Here is a 23,702-nt window from a genome sequence, read left to right as displayed (position 1 = left end):
CAGGCGCCCCATTGCAACCCAGCTAGCGAAACCCGGCAAACTGCAGGTAGGACGCCGTGATCTGATCGCCCCAGAGAAGTGCGATCCAGCCGGCGATCGCCAGGTAGGGACCGAAAGGAATCGGCGTTCCACCGTCGGCGTTTCTCAGCCGCAGCATGATCGTGCCCAGAATGGCACCAACGAGCGATGACAGCAGGATCGTCAGCGGCAAAACCTGCCAGCCGCCCCACGCGCCGAGCATCGCCAGCAGCTTGAAATCCCCGTACCCCATGCCCTCCTTGCCCGTGACCATCCGGAACAGCCAATAGACGGACCACAGACTCAGATAGCCGGCTACAGCGCCCCAGAGCGCGTTTTCGAGCGAGGCGAAAAAGCCGAAGGCGTTGACGATCAACCCCAGCCACAAGAGCGGCAACACCAACACGTCGGGCAGCAGCTGATGATCCGCATCGATGAGGCTCATGGCGAGCAAGCCCCAGGTCAGCAGCAATACCGCTGCCGTCGGCCAACCCATGCCGAAGTGCCAAGCGACATACCCCGACAGCACCGCACATACCAGCTCGACGATGGGGTAACGCGTGCTGATGGGCGCCTTGCAGGAAGAACAGCGCCCGCGAAGCATCAGCCAGCTCACGAGCGGAATGTTCTCCCACGCCCGAATGGCATGACCGCAGGACGGGCAACGCGAATTGGGCAGGACCAGGTTGAACACCGCCTCATCCGGCTCGGCAGGCAACTCGAGGTATTCGCGCGCCTGCTTGCGCCAGTCACGCTTCATCATGATCGGCAGGCGATACACCACCACATTGAGAAAGCTGCCGACCAGCAACCCAAGCAGGGCCACACATAAAACAAAGGCCAGCGGTGCGCTGGCCAGGTAATGAGGAATCGACATCGTCAGACCACGGACCCCAACTGGAAGATCGGCAGGTACATCGCGATGATCAGGCCACCAACCAGCACACCCAGCACCGCCATGATCATGGGCTCCATCAGAGCGGTCAGGCCGTCGACCATGTTGTCCACTTCGTCCTCATAGAAGGTCGCCACCTTCGCCAACATTTCGTCCAGCGAGCCGGATTCCTCGCCAATGGCCGTCATCTGCACGGCCATCGTCGGGAAGGTGTTGGTCGTGCGCATCGAGAAATTGAGCTGCATGCCACTCGAGACATCGCCCTTGATCTTGTTGGTCGCCGTGCGGAAGACCACGTTGCCGGTGGCGCCGGCGACCGAATCGAGCGCATCGACCAGCGGGACGCCCGCGGCAAAGGTGGTCGACAAGGTCCGCGCGAAACGGGCGACCGCGGACTTGTAGAGAATGTCGCCCACGATCGGCAGCTTCAGGAGCGTACGGTCGAACGAATTGCGAAACTTCTCGGATCGCTGGTGGAGCTGCCTGAACGCGAAGCCCGCGCCGATAAGCCCCACGAGCACCATCAGCCACCATTCCTGAAGCAGCTCGGACAGATGGATAACCATCAGCGTAAAGGCCGGCAGCTCGGCACCGAAGTTGGCGAACACCGACTGGAACTGCGGCACCACCTTGATCAGCAGGATCGCCGACACGATGACCGCCACCACGACCACCGCGATCGGGTAGTTCATCGCCTTCTTGATCTTGGCCTTGAGCGCTTCGGTCTTTTCCTTGTAGGTCGCGACGCGATCGAGCAGCGTCTCCAGCGCACCGGACTGCTCGCCGGAATCGACCAGGTTGCAGTAAAGGTCGTCGAAATACTGGGGCTTCTTGCGCAGCGACGAAGCAAAGCTGTTACCGGCGGCCACCTCCTGCTTCAGGTCGTCGACCAGCTTGCGCATGTTCGGGTTGTCGAAGCCTTCGCCGATGATGTCGAAGGACTGCAACAGCGGCACGCCCGCCTTCATCATGGTCGCCATCTGACGCGTGAACAGGGCGATGTCCATCGGCTTGATCTTCTTGCCGGCGCCGAACAGCGAGACGCCTTTCTTGCGAACCTTTTGCGGGTTGATGCCCTGCTTGCGCAGCTGCGCCTTGACCAGCGCCGGGCTTACACCGCTGAGCTCGCCCTTGACCTTCGAGCCCCGACGATCGGTGCCTTCCCAGGTAAAGAGGCTGGTTTTGATCGCTTTCTGCGCCATGCTTAATCCTTGGTGACCCGATTGACTTCTTCAAGGCTCGTGACGCCTTGCATCGCCTTCAGCAAGGCTGAAGTGCGCAGGTCGTTGAAGCCGTCTTTACGCATCTGGCTGGCAATGTCTATCGAATTGCCGTCCTCCATGATAATGCGCTGCAAAGCTGGCGTGATTTTAACCACTTCATAAATACCGACACGGCCGCGATAGCCACCCTTGCAGTTGTCGCACCCCACCGGCCCGTAGATCTTGAAGGTACCGATCGCCGACTCCGGGAAGCCCTCGCGCAGCAGCGCTTCGCGCGGCACATCAAGCTCCTTCTTGCAAGTACCGCAGAGTTTGCGCGCCAGGCGCTGGGCAATGATCAGGTTGACGGACGTGGCGATGTTGAAGGCCGGCACACCCATGTTGCGCAAACGGGTCAGCGTCTCCGCGGCGCTGTTGGTGTGCAGCGTCGACATCACCATGTGGCCGGTCTGCGCGGCTTTGATGGCGATCTCGGCCGTCTCCAGGTCACGGATCTCCCCCACCATGATGATGTCCGGGTCCTGCCGCAGAAACGCGCGGAGCGCCTGGGCGAAGTCCATGCCCTGCCGTGGGTTGACGTTGACCTGGTTGATGCCCTCGAGGTTGATTTCCACCGGGTCCTCGGCCGTCGAGATGTTCACATCGACGGTATTGAGGATGTTCAAGCCGGTATACAGCGAGACCGTCTTGCCCGAGCCGGTCGGGCCCGTCACGAGGATCATGCCCTGCGGCTGGCGCAGCGCATTCATGTACAGCTCTTTCTGATTCTCCTCATACCCCAGCGCATCGATGCCCATCTGCGCACTCGTCGGGTCGAGGATCCGCATCACGATCTTCTCGCCCCACAGAGTGGGCAGCGTGTTGACCCGGAAATCGATGGCCTTGGTCTTGGAGACCTTCATCTTGATGCGGCCGTCCTGCGGCTTGCGGCGCTCGGAAATATCCAACCCCGCCATCACCTTGAGACGCGCGGAAATACGCGGCGCCAGCTGGATCGGCGGACGCGCGACCTCATGCAGGATGCCGTCGGTACGCAACCGCACCCGGTAGGCCCGCTCATAGGGTTCGAAGTGCAAGTCCGACGAGCCGCCGCGAATGGCATCGAGCAGCATCTTGTTCACGAAGCGGACCACAGGCGCATCGTCGGCATCGCCACCAGCCTGCTCCTCCTTGTCGTTATCGTTGGCGGCGCTGACTTCGAGCCCATCAAGATCGACGTCACCCAGGTCTTCGAGGCCTGTCGCGCCGTTGTCATAGAGCTTGTCGATCGCCTCGCCGAGCTTGTCATCCTCGACGAGGATCGCTTCGGTCGTGAGACCCGTGCTGAACTGGATGTCCGTCACCGCCTGATGATTGGCCGGATCGGAGACGCCTATATAGAGCTTGTTGCCACGCTTCCACAGCGGCACGACGCGGTGCTGGCGGACAAGCTTTTCGCTGACCGCGTCCTTCGGCTGGTTATCCTTATCCAGCACGGAGAGGTCCATGAAGGCGATGCCGAACTGCTCAGCCGCCAGCTCCGCGACCGCCCGGCCCTGCGCCAGCTTGTTCTGCACGACATAGGTCACCAGCGACAGCTTGTTGCGCGTCGCCTGTTGTTGAGCCTGCTGGGCCGTCTTGTCGTCCAGCAGCCCTGCAAGCACCATCTGCCGTGCCAAGCCGGAGAGCGGAATAGCGTCCGTCATGTTCACCTCGCCCGAAGAAGTGCCCGCCTTATAGCGCAGTTGACAAGGCGTGCCAAACGCGGCTTTCGCAGGTGACGGGAATTGTCACAAGGTGCTGAAGAGTGCCGCTGGCCGGTTTGCGAAAAGACGCCAGACGAGCGATTTCGCGGGCTCTGCGAAGTTGGCACGCTGGGTGCTACAGGGAGAGCAGGCTCAACGCCTGAACACTTTCAAGGAGAAACACATGAAAGCTCAGATGCAAAAAGGTTTTACCCTGATTGAATTGATGATCGTTGTGGCGATTATCGGTATTTTGGCTGCTGTGGCGCTGCCGGCTTATCAGGATTACACCGCTCGGGCGAAAGTATCGGAAGTCGTACTTGCAGCCTCGGCTTGCCGCACCGCAATTTCGGAGGCATCGCAGACCGGGTTTGCTGCCGCTCCCACAGCTGCAAATAGCTTTGGATGTGGTGAAGACGCTACCGGTCCAGTCTCGCAGTACGTTAATAAGATCACCACTAGCAAAGAGGGTGTAATCACCGTTGAGGCACGAAATATTTCTCAACTCGGCAGCACTAATACGAAGGTCGATTTTATTCCCTACAGCGACGCAGGATTGACAACCGCTTCGGCTGCTAATGACTTTGCTAGCGCAACCATCAAACCTATCCGTGGTTGGAAATGTAAAGCTGCAGCCACGGGCGGTATTGAAGCCAAGTATCTTCCGGCCAGCTGCCGTTAATGACTGTTTCGACGCCTTATAGACGATGAATCCACGCGATTCCATATCGCCTAATTGGCGCAAACAAACCCCGCCCTAATCGGCGGGGTTTTTGTTTTAGGCACTCATCGCTTGGCCTGGCGCCGCCCCGCTTTCGGCGGGTTGCGCTGGCCGGTGCCGCTTGCCGGCGATGCTCGCCGGATCGCCCGCAAGCGGGCTCCTACAGGGGTGCGCGCCAATCGCCGAGCGGGTTTTTGATGGTGGGCCAGGCCGTAGGGCGGATTCAGGAGCGAAGCGAACAATCCGTCAGTACCCGACTGCGTGCGTCCCAAGGTGCATGGCTTCGTGATGCGCCCTACGCCAAGGCACCGCCCACGCTGATTGGGCGGATTCAACTCCGGCCTCGCGTTGTAGGGTGGGCTTCAGCCCACCGGAAACATGAATGGGCTGGTGGGCTGAAGCCCACCTACACGCTGCAAGCTTGCCGGTGATGCTCACGGATCGCGCGCAAGCGGGCTCCGACAGGGGTGCGCGACCAATCGCCGAACGGGTTCTTGATGGCCGGTCAGGCCGTAGGGCGGATTCAGGAGCGAAGCGAACAATCCGCCAATACTCGGCTGCGTGCGTCCCAAGGTGCATGGCTTCGCGAATGCGCCCTACGCCAAGGCACCGCCCGCGCCGATTGGGCGGATTCAGCTCAGGCCTCGCGTTGTTGTGGGCTTCAGCGTTGTAGGGTGGGCTTCAGCCCATCGGAAACATGGATGGGCTGGTGGGCTGAAGCTCACCCTACATGCTGCAAGCCTGCCGGCGATGCTTGCCGGATCGCCCGCAAGCGGGCTCCTACAGGGATGTGCAGCCGTCCGCCGAACGAGTTTCAGCGACGGTTCAGGTCGATGCCAATCACCAATGGATCGTGATCCGAGGCCCGGTACGGCTGCTGGCTGTAGAAGCCGCTCTGCTGTCTTGGCGTCTTGAACTCGAGGTTATAGTCCAGCGCGCGGGGCTCGTCGGCGTTGATGTGCCACTCGGTGGCGCCGCGTATCTGCCCGGCGAGGGTCGGGCTGGCCAGCGCGTGGTCGAGGTAACCGGACTGCCCCTCGAACACGTAGGAGTAGGCCGAGTCGCCGACGAAGCGTGCCAGCAGGTCGACATAGCCGGCCGCACGGATGACGGTGATCGGGTCTTCCTTCGCATAGGCGTTGAGGTCGCCGATGATCAGGCGGTCCGGGTCCTTCGCGCGGGTGGGGTCGGTGGCCAGCCAGTCGACCAGCGCCTGAGCGGCAAGGGCACGGGTCAGGTTGCAGTTGCCTTGGCCGTCTCCGCGATCCGGGTCGCCCCGGTCTTCGCAGGACGAGCCCTTGGATTTGAGGTGGTTGACCGCCACGGTCAGGCGCTCGCCGCTGTGCCGCTCGCGGAAGGTCTGCGCCAGTGCCGGTCGGTTGCGAGTGTCGTCGAAGCGCGGATCGACCGAGGCGTCCAGCACGGCCGCAGCCTTGTGCGGCCGGACGACATCTTCCCGGTAGATCAGGCCGACGGCGATCTCGTCGGTGCCCAGCCGATCCTGCCGCGGGTCGACATAGGCATAACGCTGCCGGCCGACCGCCGAGCGGTTCAATGCGGTGACCAGGTCGGCGATGGCGCTGTCCGCGCCGTAGCCATCGTTCTCGATTTCCATCAGGCCGATGATGTGCGCGTCCGCCCCCAGGATCGCGGCGACGACTTTCTCGCGCTGGCGCTGGAATTCCTCGAGGCTGTCGGCGCCGCGCGAAGTCGGGAAGCCGCCGCCCTGCCCGTCGCCATTGAAATAGTTGAGCACGTTGAAACTGGCGACCCGCAGCCGCCCGTCGATGGTCTCTGGCGCAGCCGGGCGCGGGTTGGCCTGGGTGATGGTCGGCTGCACGGTGGGCTGGATGCGGTAACTGCCGGCCAGGTAATGCAGCACACCCTGCACACCCTCGACGCGGTCGCCCACCCGCACCGTCGCGTAGGCGCTGAGCTGCGGCGCCGGATAGCGCACGGGATCGGGGTTCTGCCCGCTCAGGCCGTCATCGAGGACAAGACGATCAAGGTCGTTCTGCGCCTGCAGCGCCTGCGCCGCAGCCCCCGGCGCGACACGATGGGACGGAATCCACAACCGCTCGCCGGAGGTCAGCACCAGCTCGCCGTAGCGGCCGAGGTTGTAGCCCTCGCTCACGATCAGCGGCGTCGGCGATGCGACGCGCATGCCTTCGAGCCGCTCCAGCGCATCGGACGACGCCAGTGGCAGACGAACCGGTACGGCAGCCGGCAACGCCTGGCCACGCGCCAGCACGCTGACCTGCGGGGCGGTCAGTTCGGTGAGTCCGTTGAACTCCTCGACCCGGCCCTGCACGCGGACGCGATCGCCGACCTGCACGTCGGTCTGGCCGCCGTAGATGAACAACCCCTCGGACGTCAGGGCGTCGCTGTCCGCATCGCCCGCCGAAGACTGAATGAAGAAGCCGCGCAACTGGTCTTCGCCCTGAAAGTCGCCGACCACGATGCCTTCGACGATCACCACCTGATTGGCCAGCGGGCTGGTTTCCTCACGTCCCTGGACCTCGGCGATGCTGCGCTCGCTCGCCGCGCCGCCACCGCCGGGCTCGCCACTGCCCGGCCCGTACCCGCCGAGCGAGGCGAAGGTGTCGCGCGCAAACCCCTGCCACTCGGCGGCCGGGTCGAAGCCGTCGGCCGGCTCGCGATCGCCTCGCGTCACCGTTGTCAGCCGCACCAGGGTGCGATCCGCCGTCTGGGTGTTGCCGCCGCCCCAGGTGCTGCCAGGATCGATGCCCAGCTGGCCGAGGCTATCGACCACCGTCCCGTCCGGCCCGCGCAGGAGGATCGCGTCGTCGCCGTTGTACCAGCTGCCACCGGCGACCTGCGCACCCAGCGCGCGCAGCGCCGGGTCGGCTTCGCCATGCACCAGCACATGCACCGCACCGGCCGCCAGGCTGCCGGTCAGCTCGATTCGCCGACCCGGCTCGCGGGCGCCGTTGAAGTAGAACTCGACCTGATGCCCGTCGAGCGCCAGCGGGGCGTCCCCCGTGTTGTAGAACTCCAGCGCCTTGTTGTTGCCGCTGCCCTCGACGTATTCGGAGATCAGCAGGTCGGCCATCGCCAGCGGCGCGGCGCTGGCGGCTACGGTTGCGGCCAGCGCCAGGCCCAGCGGGTGACGACGAAAAGATGACGCACGCATGTGTCGCTCCTTGGCAGCGGCTCAGGCCAGTTGGGGTTCGAGGGTCTGGGTGAAGACGGCGTTGCCGTCGATGTCGCGCAGCGAGACGGTGAGCGCGCCGCGCGATTCGATCTCGACCTCGCCAAAAAACTGGAAGCCGGCGAACGGCGAGCTATTAGGCGTGAGCGGTGCCTTCTGGAAAACCACTTCCGGACCGAAGGTCGCGTCCAGCGCGTTCGGCCCGAAACTGCCGGCGTTGAGCGGCCCGGCGACGAACTCCCAGAACGGATCGAATCGCTGGAAGGCGGCGCGGCTGGGATGGTAATGGTGCGCGGCGCAGTAGTGAACATCGGCCGTCAGCCAGACGGTATTGCGTACCTGCGCCCGCTGGATGAAGGCCAGCAGGTCGGCGATCTCCAGTTCGCGGCCCAGCGCCGGGCCATCGTTGCCATTGGCGATGGCCTCCCAGCGCGGGCCATCCGGCACGTGCAGGCCGATCGGCATGTCGGCGGCGATCACCTTCCAGGTCGCTTGCGAGCTGCGCAGTTCGCGCTTGAGCCAGTCCAGCTGCTGCTGGCCCAGGAAGGCCGTCTCGGCGCTTGGCTCGGCCTGAAGGTTGGCGGTGTTCGGGCCGCGGTAGCTGCGCATGTCCAGTACGAACACGTCGAGCTGCAGCCCGTAGGCGATCTTGCGGTACACGCGACCGAGCGCGTCACGGGGCGTCAGCCGCATGGGCGCGTATTCGAGGTAAGCCTGCCGCGCACGGCGGACCAGCACGTCGATGTCCTTTACCCGGTAACGGTCATCGAGGACCTTCGAAGGGGACCAGTTGTTGGTCACCTCGTGATCGTCCCACTGCCAGATCTGCGGGACTTCGGCGTTGAAGCGCCGCAGGTTCTCGTCCATCAGGTTGTAGCGGTAGTTACCGCGGTATTCGTCCAGTGTCTCGGCCACCTTGCTCTTGGCTTCGGTGACGAGGTTGCGCCAGATGCGGCCGTCCTCGGCGGTCACCTGCTCGGGGATCGGGCCGTCGGCATAGATGACGTCGCCGCTGTGCAAAAAGAAATCCGGTTGCCGGCGCCGCATGGCTTCGTAGATGCGCATGCCGCCGATGTCAGGGTTGATGCCGTAGCCCTGGCCGCAGGTGTCGCCGCCCCAGACGAAGCGGATATCGCGGTCGCGACGCGGAGCGCTGCGCAGGTGGCCGAACCACGGCTCGCTGAGGCTGCCGTCGCGGGCGTCTTCGAAGCGGGCGCGGTAGAAGACGGCCTGATCGGCGGGCAGGCCGCGCAGATCGACCTTGGCCGTGAAGTCCAGCGCATCGGTGGTCACCGGCGACTGGATGCGTCGCGGATTGGCGAAGCTACTGCGGGTGTCCCATTCGACGACGAGCCGGGCCGGCCGATCGCAGCGACTCCAGACGATCGCCCGGCTGCCGCTGACGTCGCCGGATTGCACGCCGTCCATTACCCGTGGCCGAGCGTTCGGCGAGGCGATGATCGCCGGCGCTACGCCAAGCGCCGGCAATGCGAGGCCGGCACCAATTCCCTGTACCAACAAACGACGATTGCGGTCCGGCTGGCTCATGCGGCTCTCCTGGTGATGGGTGCGTCGTGCGCGAACGTCACTGGTGTACGCCAGTCGATTGACAGAAATATGACTCTGCGACAGAAAGCCGACGAGCACCCGCCAGCCACCCGCTTGCCCGTCTCGGGCGTCCCGCTTATGGTGGCCACCCGCCCCTGGAGCCTCTGTATGTGGTCGTATCGCGCTTGGCGACGCCGGCGCCTTCTTGCCCGATTCCCGATCGACACCGCGCTCTGGCAGCAGGTGATCGACAGCCTGCCGCTGCTCGACGGGCTGGAGCCCGAAGCGCTCGATCGGCTGCGCGACCGTTGCGTGCTGTTCCTGCACGCCAAGCGACTCACCTGCCTGCCGACCGTATCGCTCGACACCGTCGCGCGCCTGCGGCTGGCCGCCCAGGCGCAACTGCCGCTGCTGGAACTGCCGGACCTGGACTGGTACGGCGGCTTTCACGAATTGGTGATCTACCCCGATGATTTCGCCAGCCCGCAGAAGCACCGCGACCCCGACTCCGGCGTCGTCCACGAATGGGACGCCGAGCACAGCGGCGAAGCCTGGCAGCAGGGGCCGGTAATCCTGGCGCGTCCGGGCATCGAACAGAGCGGCGGCTGGGAAGGCTACAACCTGATCATCCACGAACTCGCCCACAAGCTGGACATGCTCAACGGCGACGCCAATGGCCTGCCGCCCTTGCACCGCGACATGCGCATCGCCGACTGGGCCGAGGCGATGCAGCCGGCCTACGACGCGCTCAACGCGCAACTGGACGCCGACCCCGCTGCCGAGACGCCGATCGACCCCTACGCGGCCGAAGACCCGGCCGAATTCTTCGCCGTCACCAGCGAGTATTTCTTCACCGCGCCAGACCTGCTGCACGACGCCTTCCCGGCGGTGTACCGGCAGCTCGGCCTGTTCTACCGCCAGGATCCGTTCGCCCGGCTGCGGCATCTGCAGGCCAACCATCCCGAATACCGCGACGCGAAGGAACCGGGCTGACCCAACGCCGTCGAATGCCGGCCCGACCGCTACCAATGGGCTATATCGGTAGCGTGGTATCGGTCGGCACGTTCGGCCTATAATCGCGGCCGCTTTTTCGCCCCCTGGCCGCGCATCGGCCGATAACGGAGCCATCGACCATGAGCTACAGCAAGATCCCGGCTGGCAAAGACCTGCCCAACGACATCTACGTCGCGATCGAGATTCCGGCCAACCACGCGCCGATCAAGTACGAAATCGACAAGGACAGCGACTGCCTGTTCGTCGACCGCTTCATGGCCACCCCGATGTTCTACCCGGCCAACTACGGCTACATCCCCAACACCCTGGCCGACGACGGCGACCCGCTCGACGTGCTGGTCGTGACCCCCTACCCGGTTGCGCCGGGCTCGGTCATCCGCGCCCGCCCGGTCGGCGTCCTGCACATGACCGACGAAGCCGGCGGCGACGCCAAGCTCATCGCCGTTCCGCATGACAAGCTGAGCCAGCTGTACGTCGACGTGAAGGAATACACCGACCTGCCCGCCCTGCTGCTCGAGCAGATCAAGCACTTCTTCGAGAACTACAAGGACCTTGAAAAGGGCAAGTGGGTGAAGGTCGAAGGCTGGGGCAACGCCGACGCCGCCCGCGCCGAGATCACCAAGGCGGTTGCGGCTTACCAGAAGTAAGCCGACACCACCCCCTGAAAGCCGGCCACAAGCCGGCTTTTTTGTTTGCGATGCCCTGGCCTACGAAAGCATGGCCGGGGCTGAATCCCACGATCGGCGCGGATGGTCGTGCGTAGGGTGCATTCGCGAGGCAATGCATCTTGATGGGAACCCACGGAGTCGGGCATTGACGGATTGTTCGCTTCGCTCCGGAATCCGCCCTACAGGCTGAGATCCGTTCGTTCGGAGATTCGCAGGGCCCTGTAGGAGCCCGCTTGCGGGCGATCCGGCGAGCATCGCCGGCAAGCCAACTGCACGGCCAATGCCGGTCGGAGCGAAGATCGTGGCGTGCGGTCCGTAAGGTGCATTCGCGAAGCAATGCACCGGGGTTTCGCATCAGGCGCGGCCTTCTGGCGGATTGTTCGCTTCGCTCCTAAATCCGCCCTACGGCTGAAATCCGTTCGTTCGCAGATCAGCAGCGCCCCCTGTAGGAGCCCGCTTGCGGGCGATCCGGGCGGCACGCACGGTGCCGTGCCCGCCCATATGCGGATTCTTGCGTCTTCCAATCCCTCAATGAATCAACAGGACCGGCGTGTCGGTGACCGCGAGCATCTTGTTCGTGGTGCTCCCCAGCAGCAGCTCCCTTAGTCGGGAATGCCCATAGGCGCCCATTACCAGCAAGTCGATGCGCTTCTCGCACTGATAGTTGTGCAGGGTGCGCTCCACCTCGCCCTCACAGATGGCGGTCAGCACGTCGAAGCCGGCCTCCACGAGCGTCTGCCTGGCTCGCCGTATGTGCGCCCAGGCGGCACCCGTTTCCGCGCCGACCATCACCAGATGCACCGACATGCCCTTGAGCAGCGGGCTATTGGCGATCATCTCGATTCCCTTGTTCGCCGTCGGACGCCCGTCGAAGGCGAACATCAGACTGCGAGGCGGAAGGAACACCTGGGGCGTGATCAGGATCGGCCGGTGAATGTGCCGAATCACCCGCTCCAGCTGATGACCCAGCGACCGGTCGCTGTCGTGGCGTTCTTCGCCACGCTTTCCCATCACCAGCAGACGAGTCCGCTCCTCCAGCTCTCTCAAGGCCTGAGCCAAGTCGCCATGTCGTTGCTTCAGTTCCACATCCTCCTGACCCCGCGCGACGACTCTCGCAGTGGCGGCCTGCAGCATGTGCCTGCCTTGCTCGAGCGCGAGGCGGCCTCGCCGCACGTCAAGCGCCGTGAGTTCTTCCAGCAGGTGTTCACGGCTCCCGAGGCCGATGTTGCCGGAGTAGTCGCCAGGTACTGGATATCGCTGGTGATCAAGCACGTGCAGCAGCATGAGGGGCGCCTCGATGCGCAGGCTTGCCCAAGCGGCGCAATCGCAGACGGCGGGGGCGTGTATGGAGCCGTCGATGCAGGCGACAACCGTGGTCATGGCATTTTCCTTGTACGTCGGCGGCTCGACCGTCCAGGTCGCCCCGCCTGTTGAATTGGATGGCGCGGGTCTCGTAAATCGCTCAATGACCCATCAGGTCGTCGATCGCACCGGGTTTGTCGTGAATGCCGAATCGATCGACGATGGTTGCGCTTGCTTCGTTGAGGCCCAGGACCTCGACGTCCGTGCCTTCGCGGCGGAATCTGATGACAGCCCGATCCAGCGCGGCGACCGCGGTGATGTCCCAGAAATGCGCATGGGTCAGGTCGATGACCACACGATCGATCGCTTCGCGAAAATCGAAGGCGCGGGAGAATTTTTCGGAAGAGGCGAAGAACACCTGGCCGATGACACGGTAGTGCCGCGTAGCCGAGTCGTCGGCCAGACCGGACGTTATCGCCAGGTAATGGCCAACCTTGTTGGCGAAGAACATCGCGGCGAGCAGAACACCGGCCAGTACGCCGTAAGCGAGGTTATGCGTAGCCACCACGACGATGACGGTTGTCACCATGACGATATTGGTCGAGAGCGGGTGGCGCTTGAGGTTGCGCAGCGAATCCCAGCTGAAGGTGCCGATGGAGACCATGATCATCACGGCTACCAGCGCGGCCATCGGTATCTGCGACAGCCACTCCCCGAGGAAAACCACCATCAGCAGAAGGAACACGCCCGCCGACAGGGTCGATAGGCGCGTACGGCCACCGGATTTCACGTTGATCACCGACTGCCCGATCATGGCGCAGCCGGCCATGCCACCCAGAAACCCCGACGCGATGTTGGCCACGCCCTGACCCTTGCACTCTCGGTTCTTGTCGCTCGGCGTGTCGGTCAGGTCGTCGACGATGGTCGCGGTCATCATCGATTCCAGCAGGCCCACCACCGCCAGGGCAGCCGAGTACGGAAGGATGATCAGCAGTGTCTCGAGGGTCAGCGGAACGTCCGGCCACAGAAACACCGGAAGGGTGTCCGGCAGCTCGCCCATGTCGCCGACCGTCCGGATGTCCAGCCCCCAATGGATCGCAACGCCCGTCAGCACGACGATACAGATCAGCGGCGACGGCACCGACTTGCCCAGCAGCGGCACGTATGGGAACAGATAGATGATGGCGAGCCCGGCAGCGGTCATCGCATAGACCTGCCAGGTCACGCCGGTCAGCTCAGGCAATTGCGCCAGGAAGATCAGTATCGCCAGCGCATTGACGAAGCCCGTCACCACCGAGCGCGATACGAAGCGCATCAAGGAACCGAGCTTCAGGTAGCCCGCCCCGATCTGCAGAACGCCCGTCAGAAGGGTCGCGGCCAGCAAGTACTGCAGACCGTGATCCTTTACCAGCGTCACCATCAACAAGGCCATCGCACCCGTGGCGGCAGAGATCATGCCGGGGCGTCCACCGATAAATGCGATGACGACCGCGATACAGAAGGACGCGTAGAGACCGACACGCGGATCCACACCGGCAATGATTGAGAAGGCGATGGCCTCGGGTATCAACGCGAGCGCAACCACGATGCCGGCCAGGAGGTCGCCACGAATGTTGCAAAGCCAGTTTTGCTGAATCGTTTTAAACATCGGTGTTCCGCAACAAGCAGACCCGATGCCCATGCGAGCGGTAACAGCCCATCAACCACAGGCGACGCCGCGAGCCTTGCGTGCCAAGCCAAGGCACGTGAAGTACGACAGCGGCGAAGCGTGCACCGATCCAGAAAGCCATTCCACGGCATGGCTCGGTCAGCCATGCCCGCGTGAGCATCAAGTGAACAGACTGGTGACGAGTTCCGGTTTTAGGCGCGGCGGCAAATAGCCGAGCCGAGAACTCAGCGAAGGTCTCCTGTCGCGGAGACAGCGTGACTAGCCGGGCCTCGAACATCGAGTCGCTAGTCGAGTGAGCCTGGGGCTATGGCGGCGTGACAGCCGAGGAGAGAGGGAACGCACGCATGGGCAGTGAATACTTGGCTTCGTCGTGGAGCCGGGAGTCTAGGAAAGTCATCGGTAAATGTGAAGCTCGATGTCGGCGTCATCGACGAACTGACCCAGCGCGCCCTCACATCGACCGCCAGATGCAGCTGGCTCCGATACGAACGATGCCGACCGACAACCCGTACGGCTCGCGAGAGGCCGCATGGAACGCCGACTGCCCGGAGCGGAACTTACAAGCCATCGTCCACTCTGTAGGTGCAGTGCATTTTTTGCACCGCCTCCGAACCGACCAGGTACTTCCCCATGGCTGTCACTCCGCCATAGTTGACCGCTCCCCCCGTCCAGCAAGTCTGGCGCGCCTGCGTGTGCCCCTTGCTGCCTTCATGTCGCCGCGCTGACGTTTCGCGGCGATCGCTCGATCGCGCACCCTTCACATCGATAGCTTCACCTAGGCCCCACGCGGCTTTCATCGTGCGCGCTCCGTTTTTACCAAGGCCGGAAAGGCCAAGGTCGCTTTAAAGGTCGGATGCCATGTTCTACACAACCGGATGCCCCGTCGCGCCCTCTCGCACACCCTTGTCGCCACCGCCTGGCGCACGTCTCGCCATGCGGACGCGCCAATGCCGCCTGGCGACGGAGGGCCGGCCATGACCTTCCGGAACGATATCAACGGCCTGCGCGCCATCGCCGTGTTGTTGGTGGTGCTGTTCCACTTCGCGATACCTGGGGTGAGTGGCGGCTTCGTCGGCGTGGACGTCTTCTTCGTGATCTCCGGCTACCTGATGACGCAGATCATCGTGTCCAGGCATCAGGAGGGGCGCTTCCGGCTGATGGAGTTCTACCAGGCCCGTTGCCGCCGGATCCTCCCGGCGCTCGTCGTGCTGTGTGCCGTCCTGCTGGTGGTCGGGCTGATCCTGACCTTGCCCAAGGACTACGTGTCGCTTGGCACGCAGGTCATGACCAGCCTGGCCTTCGTCTCGAACCTGTTCTTCTGGCTCGACACCGGTTACTTCCAGCCAAGCGCGCACGACCTCTGGCTGCTTCACACCTGGTCGCTATCGGTCGAGTGGCAGTTCTACCTGCTCTATCCGCTGCTGATCATCGCCCTGTGCCGGTTCATGCCCATCAGCCGCGGACGGTGGGTGCTTCTCGCTGCCGCGATCGCGTCTTTCGCGATCTCGCTGGTCGCCTCGGTGCATTGGCCGACCGGGGCCTTCTTCCTCCTGCCCGCCCGTGCATGGGAAATGCTCGCCGGCGCGCTGGTCTTCCTGTTCCCGCTGAGGTTCAGCCCACTGGGGCGTCAGGTCGCCACCTGGACAGGTTGCGCGATGATCGCGGCGTCGGCGGCCTTCGCGACGCCCGGGATGCTCTGGCCGGGCTACTTCGCACTGCTACCCGTGGGCGGTGCGGCGCTGATCATCGCGGCGGCGCATCAGGGGTGCTGGCTGCTTAACAATCCGGTCGCTCAGTACCTCGGCACCACCTCGTATTCGATCTACCTGTGGCACTGGCCATTCGCCGTCTGGCTGTACTACTTCGGCCTGGACAAGCAACCGCTCTGGGTCGGCCTCGGCATGCTCGCGTCGATCCTGGTGGGGCACCTGTCTTACCGCTTCGTCGAGCTGTCGGCCTCTCGCCGGGAGGGACGGATCCATCGCAGCAGCCCCTTGACGAAATACAGCGCCGTGTTCGGCATTGCCGGCGTTGGCATGGTGGCCGTGGTGACCGAGGGCCTACCGGAACGCCTGCCTCGGGATTACCGCGCCGCCATCGCGGAGATCGCCCTGCCGATCGTGACCAACGGCTGGTGCTTCTACAGCGTGGAGAGCATCGAGACGCTACCCATCGGCTCGCGCGGCCATACCTGCCAGGTCGGCGATCGGAACGGGACGCTCGACGCCCTGTTGATCGGCGACTCGTTCGCCGGCCACTACGGGCCCTTCTGGGATGCGGTCGGCAAGCGCCACGCCATGCAGATCCACACCATCTCCACCAACTGGTGCTTTCCGTCCGCCGACGACGATTACACCGGCCCGACCACCAGCCGCGGGTTTCGCCAGTGCATGGTCAACCGGGACTACCTGGAGAAGCATGTGGGCAGCTATGACCTGGTCATCTTCGCCGGCTCCTGGGGCGTGATCGATCAACAGAACAAGCTCGACGGCGTCTATGCCGCCATCGAAGAAACCGCCGAGGCCACGCCGCTGCTGGTGATCATGCCGACACCGACCAACTTCGACGTGAATGTCGGCGACCATTACGCACGCAGCCTTCGCTTCGACCTGCCATTCGATATCGCCCGCTACAGCAAGCAGCGCGATGTTCCCAGCCGGGAGGCCAACGAGAAGCTCAAAACATTCGCCAGCGCCTGGGACAACGTGACCTTCCTCGACCGCGGCGCGCTGTTCCACATCAATGGCACCCCCTCGGACGTGACCGAAGAGAACATTCCCTTCGGCCTGGACACCTCCGGGCACCTGAGCATCTACGGCTCGAAGATGGCAGCCGAAGCCTTCTTCGCCTCAAGGGCGTATCGACGCTTCCAAGACAGGATCACGGACCTGTCCAGGCAGCCGCGCGCTGTCGCCCTCGAGGAAGGCGATCGCTCGGTCGCCCGACCGAGCGAGGGCTGAAACCGCACCGGACGATGCCCTCCAGCAGGTCACTGTTACACCGGGCGCAAGCGTAGCCATCAGTCGCTTCGCCCGGCCCGCCGCCTGTGACTGCACCTTCGCTTCCTGAAAGAACCGGGCGAACCGATCGTCGCCTTCACGCTGTTTGAAGGATTAATCCGTATCGGCCTGAAACGCCCATTCCAGAGCATCCGAGCCGCTAGAAGCCGCGCCGGATCGGGGGCCGCGAAAACTTTTGAAATATTCTTCTCGGAACCCGGAACCAACCCCGATCGCCCGCGTCGTACGCCGCGAGTGACGACCGTTGGCCAGACTGAGCTACGCGCCCTTTTGGGCGGTTCGACCAGCCGTTCGGTTCGTGACAAGGGAACGTCACCTTTCCGCCTGAATTACCGAGCGTGCTCGCCATGAACCAGATTTTTGCCGTGGTGCTTTCTTACAAGCGTAAGGAACTCCTCAAGCAATGCCTTGAAGCCATTGCCGCCCAAACACGCCCCTGCGACGCGGTCATCGTCGTCGACAACGCCAGCAACGACGGCACCGAGGAGATGCTCCTCGAACTGGGTCTGCCCAAGCTGAAGGTCTATGTGCTTTCCGAGAACACCGGTGCCTCGGGTGGCTTCAATGCGGGCTTCCGCATTGCGTACCAGAGCGGTGCCGACTTCGTCTGGATGATGGACGACGACGTCATTCCTCAACCCGATGCGCTGGAAAAGCTGCTCCAGGCCGACGACAAACTGGCCGAGCTGGGCGAGCCCCGCTCGTTCCTCGTCTCCAACGCCTACACCGAGGCCGGCACCCTGACGAACGTGCCCAGCGTGGACGACCGCACCAACGGCATCGACTACGAATACTGGCCGCGCCTGGTGGAGTTCGGGCTGGTGCCGGTCCGGCGCGCCACCTTCGTCTCCATCCTGGTGCCGCGCGCCACCCTGCAACGCTACGGGCTGCCGATCGCGCCGATGTTCATGTGGGGGGACGACACCGAGTTCACGCTGCGCATCACCGAGCGCGAACCCGGCTACCTGGTGGCCGCGAGCAAGGTGCTGCACCTGCGCCGCATCAGCGGGACGATCAACATCCGGCGCGAGACCAACCCGGCGCGCGTGCCGCTGCACCGGCACTTCGTGCGCAACGAGGTGTACGTCTTCCGGCGCTTCTACAAGAAACGTCGCCTGCTGGGTCTGATGTTTTCGCGCATGATTCTGCTGACACGGCTGCTGCGCGACCGCGAATTCAACAAGGCGAAGATCGTGCTGATCGGCCTGCTGGAAAGCCTTCGCTTCACCCCCAGCCCCGAATCGGCCGACGCGCCGCTGGAAACCCTCGGCGTCACGGCCCGGCTATTGGGCGAGCGGCAAATCGAAACGGTGCCGCCCGTGGCGCCGGTCGAAATTGCGCTGCCAACCCCGACCCAGCACCTGGCTGGCGTTCCCTAGGAGCGTGCGGCATGAGCGATATCAGAGAGCGGGTGATTGGTGTGTGGGCCGACGGCTATTCGTTCCGCGAGGTCGAGTATGTCGGCGAACGGTTGGCCGAGACCGAGACGGTCGGCGACGAGGACATGCTCGCCCGTCTCGTGCTGCCCGATGCGCCGGGCGCGCTGAATCAGGAAGGTAGCGGCCGATAAGCCGCCCGCCTGGCGACCGCCGCGCCCTTGTTGTGCGCGCGGCATCGCCAGGCGTCGCGTATCAGCGATCGCTGCCCTTGCGCCGATCCCAGGTCAGCAGCCGGTACAGATAGATAAGCACCACGCCGACCACCACGGCGGTGGATACGGGGTCGACGTACTCGGCCACACGCTTGTATTCGGCGTGCAGGAGGTAGCCGGCCAGCGCGAGGATGCTCGTCCAGATCAGCGACCCCACCACCGTGTAGGCCAGGAAGGCCCAGAACGGCATGCGCGCGATGCCGGCCGGCACCGAGATCAGCGTACGGATCGCCGGCACCAGCCGTCCGAAGAACACCGCCTTGGCGCCGTGCGAACGGAACCAGTGCGAGGCTTCCGTCACGTCGTCAGACGACAGCGTCAGCCAGCGCCCGTGACGTTCGGCGAGCCTGCGCAGACGCGCCTCACCGAGCTTGGCGCCCGCGTAGTACCAGGGCAGCGCGCCCAGCACCGAGCCCAGGGTGCCGCTGACAACCACCAGGTAAATGTTCAGGTCGCCACGCGCGGCGGTGAAGCCCGCCAGCGGCATGATCACCTCGGACGGAATCGGCGGAAAAATGTTTTCCAGCAGCATGAGGAACAGGATGCCGAGGTATCCGCTCTGCTCGATCATCCCGACTATCGAATCAAACATGCACACTCCTTGATGGTCCCGGCGCCATCGCCGGCTTGCTATAGGCCGCGCCATTGTGCGGGAGTTCTCGCCGCTGGTGATCTGCCTCGCAGCGCGCGCAGGCTTGGCCCGCCCGACGGCCGGCTATACAGTGCCCTCTTTTTGTGCGAGCGCCGGGTATGCCCCTCACCGATATGCTTCTGCTGGTTGCCGCCGGCTTTGCCGCTGGCGGCATGAATGCCCTGGCCGGCGGTGGCACCTTTTTCTCCTTTCCCGCCCTGCTGGCGACCGGCCTGCCGCCCGTGACCGCCAACGCGACCAACGCCGTTGCACTGTGGCCGGCGAGCCTGGCCGGTGCCTGGGCCGCGCGCTCGACGCTGCGTCCACTCGGCCGCTACCTGATTCCGCTGTTGCTGGCCGGGCTGGCCGGCGGACTGCTCGGCGGCCTGCTGCTGCTCGCCGGCGGTGACGACGTGTTCAGCCTGCTGATTCCCTGGCTGCTGCTGCTGGCCACCGCGCTGTTCGCCGCCAGCCCGTGGCTGAGCCGGTGGCTCGCGGCGCGGCGCCAGGAGGCGCTGGTCCCGCCGCACTCGCCGCTGTCACTGGTCGCCCACGGGCTGGTTTCGATCTATGGCGGGTATTTCGGCGCGGGCATGGGCATCCTGCAACTGGCGGCGTTTTCCATCGAAGGGCACGCCTATGCCCGCGCCAACGCGCTGAAGAATCTGATCTCCGCCGTCATCTACAGCATCGCCACGGTGACCTTCCTGTTCGCCGGCCGGGTCAGCCTGGTCGAGCTGGCGATCCTGCTGGTCGGCGCGACAGTCGGCGGCTACGTGGGTGGCGCGCTGAGCCAGAAACTGCCGGCCGCCTGGCTGCGGGCCTTCGTCATCCTGGTCGGGACGGCCATGACGGTCTACTACTTCGGCGACACCTACGGCGCCTGGTAAGCCTCCGCGCTGGCTGGGGCAACCGCACTTTGCTAATGTCGCCCCCGTTCCAGAACCCGCCAGACAGGTCCCTTCATGGCCCGCAAGAAAGCCGTCGATTTCGAACAATCCCTCGCCGACCTGCAGCAGCTGGTCGAGCGCCTGGAAAGCGGCGAGCTGTCGCTGGAAGATTCGCTGGCCTGCTTCGAGCAGGGCATCCGCCTCACCCGTGAATGCCAGGCCGCGCTGTCGCAGGCCGAGCAAAAGGTGCAGATTCTGCTCGAGCGCAACGGTGAACTCGAAGCCGCCCCCTTCCAGACGGATACCGACGCATGATCGACGCGTACCAGCGAGCCTGCCAGCAACGCGTCGACCAGCATCTGTCCGCGCTGCTGCAGACCGCGGAGCCGGCGCTCGCGCGGCTGGTGGAGGCGATGCGCTACAGCGTGATGAACGGCGGCAAGCGGGTGCGCCCCCTGTTGGTCTACGCTGCCTGCGAGGCCCTGGCCGGCGAGCGGGACCAGGCCGACGGCGCCGCCTGCGCCGTGGAGCTGATCCATGCCTACTCGCTGGTGCACGACGATCTGCCGGCAATGGACGACGACGACCTGCGCCGCGGGCAGCCGACCACGCACAAGGCCTTCGACGAAGCCTGCGCCATCCTCGCCGGCGATGGGCTGCAGGCGCTCGCCTTCGAGGCGCTGACGCACGCCGGGCGCAATCCCGCCGACCCGGCCGTGTGCCTGCGCATGGTCGCCACGCTCGCGCGGGCGGCGGGGCCGGTCGGCATGGTCGGCGGCCAGGCGATCGACCTCGGCTCGGTCGGCCACAAGCTCGATCAGCAGGCCCTCGAGCGCATGCACCGGCACAAGACCGGCGCGCTGATCGAGGCCAGCGTGCAGCTCGGTGCGCTGGCCAGCGGCCAGGCCGATCGCCAGGCGCTGGCCTCCTTGCAGCAGTACGCCGCCGCCATCGGCCTGGCGTTCCAGGTGCAGGACGACATCCTCGACGTGGAAAGCGACACCGCCACGCTCGGCAAGACGCAAGGCGCCGACATCGCTCGCGACAAGCCCACTTACCCCGCCCTGCTCGGCCTGGACGAGGCCAAGGCCTACGCGCTGGAGCTGCGCGATCTCGCCCTCCAGGCGCTGCGCGACTTCGGCCCGACGGCCGAGCCGCTGCGTGCGCTGGCGCGCTTCATCGTCGAACGGCGCCACTGAACCGAACGCCACCGGGCGCCCTTCGCCCGGCCGGTCGTTAATGGCGAGACGCGCCCTCCCCAGCATCGACAACGGCCCGCCAGCATCCTGCGGCCAGCGTCCGCAGCCGCCGCGCAACCTGTATCCAGTGCGCCTTTGCAGTTAAACTGCCGCACTTTTCCCCGACAGATAATCGCCTGATGCCGAAGACGTTCCATGAGATTCCTCGGACGCGCCCAGCGACGCCCGTTCTAGACCGTGCGGCCGACCCGGAGCAGCTGCGCCGGCTCGGTGAGTCGGAACTCGAAGCGCTGGCCGACGAGCTGCGCCAGGACCTGCTCTACAACGTCGGGCTGACGGGCGGCCACTTCGGCGCCGGCCTCGGCGTGATCGAGCTGACCATCGCGCTGCATTACGTGTTCGACACGCCCGCCGACCGCCTGGTGTGGGACGTCGGCCATCAGGCCTATCCGCACAAGATGCTCACCGGCCGCCGCACACGCATGCCCAGCCTGCGCCAGAAAGACGGCCTCGCCGCCTTTCCGCGCCGCGCGGAAAGCGAGTACGACACCTTTGGCGTCGGCCATTCCAGCACCAGCATCAGCGCCGCGCTGGGCATGGCGATCGCCGCGCGCATGCAAGGCATCGATCGCAAGACGGTCGCGGTGATCGGCGACGGCGCGCTGACCGCGGGCATGGCCTTCGAGGCGCTTAATCATGCCTCCGATGTCGGTGCCAACATGCTCGTCGTTCTGAATGACAACGACATGTCGATCTCGCGCAATGTCGGCGGCCTGTCCAATTACCTTGCCAAGCTGCTGTCCAGCCGCACCTATTCGAGCGTCCGCGAAGGCAGCAAGAAGGTGCTCTCGCGGTTGCCCGGCGCCTGGGAGATCGCCCGTCGCACCGAGGAATACGCCAAGGGCATGCTGGTGCCGGGCACCCTGTTCGAGGAGCTGGGCTGGAACTACATCGGCCCGATCGACGGCCACGACCTGCCCACGCTGATCCACACGCTGCGCAACATGCGCGACCTGGAGGGCCCGCAGTTCCTCCATGTGGTGACGAAGAAGGGCAAGGGCTTCGCGCCCGCCGAGGTCGACCCGATCACCTGGCACGCGATCAGCAAGCTCGAGCCGCTGGACGCCAAGCCGGCGCCCAAGAAGCCGGCCGGGCCGAAGTACTCCAACGTGTTCGGCCAGTGGCTGTGCGACATGGCCGAGGCTGACCCCCGCCTGATGGGCATCACGCCCGCCATGAAGGAAGGCTCGGACCTGGTGGCCTTCAGCGAGCGCTTCCCGCAGCGCTATTTCGATGTCGCGATCGCCGAGCAGCACGCCGTCACCCTCGCCGCCGGCATGGCCTGCGAAGGCGCCAAGCCGGTGGTGGCCATCTACTCGACCTTCCTGCAACGGGCCTACGACCAGCTCATTCACGACGTGGCGGTGCAGAACCTCGACGTACTGTTCGCCATCGATCGCGCCGGCCTGGTCGGCGAAGACGGCCCGACGCATGCCGGCAGCTTCGATCTGTCGTACCTGCGCTGCATCCCGGGCGTCGTGGTGATGACGCCCAGCGACGAGAACGAGCTGCGCCGCATGCTGACCACCGGCTTTCACTACCCCGGCCCGGCGGCGGTGCGCTATCCGCGCGGCAGCGGTCCGAATGCGCCGCTTGAGCCCGGCCTCGAGCCGCTGGAAATCGGCAAGGGCCTGGTCCGCCGCGACGGCCGGGACGTGGCGTTGCTGGTGTTCGGCGTCCAGGTGCCGGAGGCGCTGCAAGTCGCCGAAACGCTCGATGCGACGGTGGTCGACATGCGCTTCGTGAAGCCGCTCGACGAGGCGCTGGTGCGGGAGATGGCGCAGCGCCACCGCCTGCTCGTCACCCTCGAGGAGAACAGCATCATGGGCGGCGCCGGCAGTGCGGTCGGTGAATTCCTGGCCGCCGAGAACCTGCAGGTTCCGCTTTTGCAGCTCGGTTTGCCGGATCGCTACGTCGAGCACGCCAAGCCCAGCGAAATGCTTGCCGAATGCGGACTGGACGCCGCCGGCATCGAGGCCGCCATCCGTGCGCGACTCGCACGCTCGCCCGAATGAACCCGCCGCTGCACGCGGCTTGACCGGCGATCGCCCCCGCTTTAGGGTGCGACCCGCTTTGAACAGCACCGAAGGTTCCGCAGGCCTCGTCGCCGCGGATTAAACGGGAAGTCAGGTGCCGAGCCCCGCTCGAATGCCTGCGCTGCCCCCGCAACGGTAAGCGACCGCGATCATCGATCGCACGCCCCTCGACAACCACTGTGCCTCGGCATGGGAAGGTGAGACGGCGCCTGTCGCGAGCCCGGAGACCGGCCTCGGTGCGTAGTGCGACTGGTGTTGCGG

Annotated in this window: 18 protein-coding genes and 1 riboswitch; of the genes, 10 read left to right on the top strand and 8 right to left on the bottom strand. The window is 64.9% G+C overall.

Going from position 1 to position 23,702, the window contains the following annotated elements; all coding sequences use genetic code 11:
* Positions 1-22: 22 nt before the first annotated feature.
* The 3 genes from D7325_RS16790 to pilB are packed head-to-tail and all read right to left on the bottom strand — an operon-like array spanning position 23 to position 3,821.
* Entirely contained in the window at positions 23-895 is an 873-nt protein-coding gene (locus D7325_RS16790) for a prepilin peptidase (RefSeq protein ID WP_120997602.1), read from the bottom strand.
* A gap of 2 nt (positions 896-897) precedes the next feature.
* A complete protein-coding gene (locus D7325_RS16785; RefSeq protein WP_120997601.1) occupies positions 898-2,115 on the bottom strand; it encodes a type II secretion system F family protein in 1,218 nt (405 codons plus the stop codon).
* A gap of 2 nt (positions 2,116-2,117) precedes the next feature.
* The gene (pilB, locus tag D7325_RS16780; RefSeq protein WP_120997600.1) at positions 2,118-3,821 is read right to left on the bottom strand and encodes a type IV-A pilus assembly ATPase PilB; all 1,704 of its coding nucleotides are present in this window, start codon (positions 3,819-3,821) and stop codon (positions 2,118-2,120) included.
* 223 nt (positions 3,822-4,044) lie between these two features.
* Between pilB and D7325_RS16775 the strand changes: the two genes are divergently transcribed.
* A complete protein-coding gene (locus tag D7325_RS16775) occupies positions 4,045-4,542 on the top strand; it encodes a pilin (RefSeq protein ID WP_120997599.1) in 498 nt (165 codons plus the stop codon).
* An 853-nt stretch (positions 4,543-5,395) separates the two neighbouring features.
* On the opposite strand, the gene D7325_RS16770 is transcribed toward D7325_RS16775, so the two are convergent.
* Positions 5,396-7,735, bottom strand: coding sequence for an ExeM/NucH family extracellular endonuclease (locus tag D7325_RS16770; protein WP_120997598.1), 2,340 nt, complete (start codon positions 7,733-7,735; stop codon positions 5,396-5,398).
* Positions 7,736-7,756: 21 nt separating this feature from the next.
* Positions 7,757-9,301 (bottom strand): alkaline phosphatase D family protein, encoded by a 1,545-nt coding sequence (locus tag D7325_RS16765; protein WP_120997597.1) that lies wholly within the window; start codon positions 9,299-9,301, stop codon positions 7,757-7,759.
* Between the two features lie 168 nt (positions 9,302-9,469).
* On the opposite strand from D7325_RS16765, the gene D7325_RS16760 reads away from it, so the two are divergent.
* Together D7325_RS16760 and ppa are read left to right on the top strand one after the other, a co-directional pair.
* On the top strand, positions 9,470-10,294 hold the full coding sequence (locus tag D7325_RS16760; RefSeq protein WP_120997596.1) for a M90 family metallopeptidase: 825 nt from the start codon (positions 9,470-9,472) through the stop codon (positions 10,292-10,294).
* Positions 10,295-10,434: 140 nt separating this feature from the next.
* On the top strand, positions 10,435-10,962 hold the full coding sequence (gene ppa / locus D7325_RS16755; protein ID WP_069563117.1) for an inorganic diphosphatase: 528 nt from the start codon (positions 10,435-10,437) through the stop codon (positions 10,960-10,962).
* A gap of 549 nt (positions 10,963-11,511) precedes the next feature.
* On the opposite strand, the gene D7325_RS16750 is transcribed toward ppa, so the two are convergent.
* The gene (locus D7325_RS16750) at positions 11,512-12,363 is read right to left on the bottom strand and encodes a universal stress protein (protein WP_120997595.1); all 852 of its coding nucleotides are present in this window, start codon (positions 12,361-12,363) and stop codon (positions 11,512-11,514) included.
* Between the two features lie 82 nt (positions 12,364-12,445).
* Positions 12,446-13,933: a SulP family inorganic anion transporter gene (locus D7325_RS16745; RefSeq protein ID WP_120997594.1), complete on the bottom strand. Its 1,488-nt coding sequence runs from the start codon at positions 13,931-13,933 to the stop codon at positions 12,446-12,448.
* A 995-nt stretch (positions 13,934-14,928) separates the two neighbouring features.
* On the opposite strand from D7325_RS16745, the gene D7325_RS16735 reads away from it, so the two are divergent.
* The 3 genes from D7325_RS16735 (at position 14,929) to D7325_RS16725 (ending at position 18,544) form a co-directional block, all read left to right on the top strand.
* Positions 14,929-16,914 (top strand): acyltransferase family protein, encoded by a 1,986-nt coding sequence (locus D7325_RS16735; RefSeq protein WP_162988066.1) that lies wholly within the window; start codon positions 14,929-14,931, stop codon positions 16,912-16,914.
* 407 nt (positions 16,915-17,321) lie between these two features.
* Positions 17,322-18,353, top strand: coding sequence for a glycosyltransferase family 2 protein (locus tag D7325_RS16730; RefSeq protein WP_120997591.1), 1,032 nt, complete (start codon positions 17,322-17,324; stop codon positions 18,351-18,353).
* Between the two features lie 11 nt (positions 18,354-18,364).
* Entirely contained in the window at positions 18,365-18,544 is a 180-nt protein-coding gene (locus D7325_RS16725) for a hypothetical protein (protein WP_120997590.1), read from the top strand.
* A 61-nt stretch (positions 18,545-18,605) separates the two neighbouring features.
* Here D7325_RS16725 and D7325_RS16720 read toward each other — a convergent pair whose 3' ends face one another.
* On the bottom strand, positions 18,606-19,217 hold the full coding sequence (locus D7325_RS16720) for a DedA family protein (RefSeq protein ID WP_120997589.1): 612 nt from the start codon (positions 19,215-19,217) through the stop codon (positions 18,606-18,608).
* Between the two features lie 158 nt (positions 19,218-19,375).
* On the opposite strand from D7325_RS16720, the gene D7325_RS16715 reads away from it, so the two are divergent.
* The 4 genes from D7325_RS16715 (at position 19,376) to dxs (ending at position 23,420) form a co-directional block, all read left to right on the top strand.
* Positions 19,376-20,146, top strand: coding sequence for a sulfite exporter TauE/SafE family protein (locus D7325_RS16715; RefSeq protein ID WP_120997588.1), 771 nt, complete (start codon positions 19,376-19,378; stop codon positions 20,144-20,146).
* A gap of 75 nt (positions 20,147-20,221) precedes the next feature.
* A complete protein-coding gene (locus tag D7325_RS16710; protein WP_120997587.1) occupies positions 20,222-20,461 on the top strand; it encodes an exodeoxyribonuclease VII small subunit in 240 nt (79 codons plus the stop codon).
* The gene (gene ispA, locus D7325_RS16705; RefSeq protein WP_120997586.1) at positions 20,458-21,345 is read left to right on the top strand and encodes a (2E,6E)-farnesyl diphosphate synthase; all 888 of its coding nucleotides are present in this window, start codon (positions 20,458-20,460) and stop codon (positions 21,343-21,345) included. The genes D7325_RS16710 and ispA overlap by 4 nt, the downstream gene beginning before the upstream one ends.
* Positions 21,346-21,524: 179 nt before the next feature.
* Positions 21,525-23,420 carry a 1-deoxy-D-xylulose-5-phosphate synthase gene (gene dxs / locus D7325_RS16700; RefSeq protein WP_120997585.1) on the top strand — a complete coding sequence of 632 codons (1,896 nt, stop codon included), beginning with the start codon at positions 21,525-21,527 and terminating at the stop codon, positions 23,418-23,420.
* A 54-nt stretch (positions 23,421-23,474) separates the two neighbouring features.
* Positions 23,475-23,691, top strand: a riboswitch (cobalamin riboswitch).
* The last annotated feature ends 11 nt before the right edge of the window (positions 23,692-23,702 follow it).

Origin of the sequence: Stutzerimonas urumqiensis (assembly GCF_003640395.1) — a bacterium.
Taxonomy (GTDB): domain Bacteria; phylum Pseudomonadota; class Gammaproteobacteria; order Pseudomonadales; family Pseudomonadaceae; genus Stutzerimonas; species Stutzerimonas urumqiensis.
The sequence above is the reverse complement of the archived record's forward strand: the minus strand, read 5'-3'. Positions and strand labels throughout refer to the sequence as shown.